2 protein-coding genes are annotated in these 2,370 nt (G+C 37.8%); one reads left to right on the forward strand and one right to left on the reverse strand.

Annotated elements, in window-relative coordinates; translation table 11 throughout:
• Positions 1 to 689: hypothetical protein (locus tag IEY94_RS24535; protein WP_189172362.1), on the forward strand; the 689-nt coding region annotated here is incomplete at its 5' end.
• Positions 690 to 761: 72 nt separating this feature from the next.
• Here IEY94_RS24535 and IEY94_RS24540 read toward each other — a convergent pair.
• Entirely contained in the window at positions 762 to 1,403 is a 642-nt protein-coding gene (locus tag IEY94_RS24540; RefSeq protein ID WP_229784378.1) for a capsid/nuclear shuttle family protein, read from the reverse strand.
• Between the last annotated feature and the right edge of the window lie 967 nt (positions 1,404 to 2,370).

The following is a 2,370-nucleotide window of genomic DNA, read 5'->3' on the forward strand; positions in this document are numbered from 1 at the left end:
CTATCAACGCAACAGGAACTGTAATTGTGGAGATTCACGACAAAAGAATGACGGACAACGAGTCATTACAAGCATCATGGACATATCCCATAAGATGTAACATAGATCTCCACTTTTTTTCATCTTCATTCTTCTCCCTTAAAGACCCAATTCCTTGGAAATTGTATTACAGAGTTAGCGACACAAATGTTCATCAAAGAACACACTTCGCAAAATTTAAGGGGAAACTCAAGATATCCACTGCGAAACATTCGGTGGATATTCCTTTCAAACCCCCAACAGTGAAAATATTATCTACACAATTCACTGAAAAAGATGTTGATTTCTCCCACGTTGGTTACGGGAAATGGGAGAGAAAATTAATAAGGTCCGCATCCACATCAAGATATGGGCTTCACAGCCCAATTACATTGAAACCCGGTGAGACGTGGGCATCAAGAAGTACAATAGGCACCGGTACATCAGATGCGGACTCTGAATTGGACAACGCGATACATCCATATAGACAACTTCATAGATTGGACACAAGTATTCTAGACCCTGGAGAATCCGCATCTATAGTAGGGGCGCGGAGAACAGAGTCGAGTATCACCCTTTCAATGGCCCAATTAAACGAATTGGTTAAGACTGCGGCCCAAGAATGTATTAACAGTAATTGTACTCCTGCTCAACCAAAGTCGTTGAAATAAAAATATTTTATAAATATTTTAACCAAGAAGAATGCGGAAATATTCAGAACTTATTCGACACATTATTATTATTCATCCAACATAATCAAGATCAAATGATACAAACGTAGATGCCTTGGACAAAGCATCTGACATCCAACAATAATAGACTAAGAGGGCATTCTTGCTTATGTTAGCATAAACGCCATTACAAGAATCACGTTCATCATCTTTAAATGTAGCCCAACAATTAAAACGCTTATTAGACAAGTATGTGCTTCCTTCGACGTCAACCATCATACTATCCTTCTCCACTGAAAGCACACGCTTATAAACATGACGAATATAGAAACGGTCTTTCAATGTGGCAGTAATAGATAAATTACCGTGACTATGAATCCTTGCACCAAACAACTCATCAAATGTATGTAGACATCCAGAAGATCCCAAGTGAGGTTTTCGGTCGACAACAACGACCATGGAAAATACGCCTTCAATCTTAGGAGTTGAACCATCCATATTCAAAACACGTTCAATTTTAACAGTACCCTTGAAACGTAAACGTTTTAATTTAATAAAACTCTTTGATCGATTCGGTTCACTCTTACCAAGATTAGGGAAATTAATAAACGTTGAGATCGCTGAATTATGGGCCATGACAAATTCAGGCCCAAACTGATTCTCATGTAAACGTTGGGCTGACATTCTAACATCATCATGGGCCTTTCTATGCATATTCGATCCACGTTTGCCATTGATTCTATTCACACTATACGAACGCCTAGACAAGGGATACCTTGAATAGCTTCGTCTCGAAGTAGTAGTAGCACCACGTTTGTTTCGCGAAAAATACATTTTCAAATACACAGGTTCCATTAATAAATATGAACACAATATATACACAATATATCTTCAAAATTAATTAAATAGGCACGAAACAAAGCATTTAATTGGTCCATCTCAAATATATAGTACAATGTCAGAAATATAAAGGGCCAATTTCTGACAACTCCTCACGTGATTCAAAATTTGAATCAAAAATAGCCGTTAGATAAACATTACCAATTAAATGCAACATTGTAAAACGCGCCACGTGCAAAACTAAAGTTGGTTATTGCCTCAAATGACAAAAAGACCCTATATGGAACACGTGTCGTCACAACAACAACGGATTTCAAAAACACGCTCAACTAGTTTTGCGGAACTGAAATACACGGCCAGGATTTCAAGGGGAAAAAAATCGCGCGGCCATCCGGTAATATTATAGCGGATGGCCGCCACGTGTCTCCAGATCCTTAAAGAACTTCTTACTATATATTGGCACCATTACACCGATTCATAGAGACTTTTGGACGAGAGCTCAATCGGGGTACACCATCTTATTTACGAGTATGCCACCACCAAAGCGTTTTATAATAAAATGCAAAGAATTATTTACTCACATAACGCATTGTTCAATTGAATATAGAGTGCAATTGAACAACTTTAAAGCAATGATTACTTTTATGATTTCCACTTAAATAATCTCCCATTACTTTCACAAGTTGTACGCAAATAAGCTTGTCTATTTAAACATTGAGAGAGCGCCCATTTGTGAAAAACAACAACAGTTCTTACTTCTTTTCTCTCAATTTGTTCTTCCGCAAGAACATAGCTCTTTTATAGTATCTGCTTCTTAAACTCCCGAACCGATTCCGCTGCG

The sequence above is a fragment of the Pilimelia anulata genome (assembly GCF_014647895.1).
GTDB lineage: Bacteria > Actinomycetota > Actinomycetes > Mycobacteriales > Micromonosporaceae > Pilimelia > Pilimelia anulata.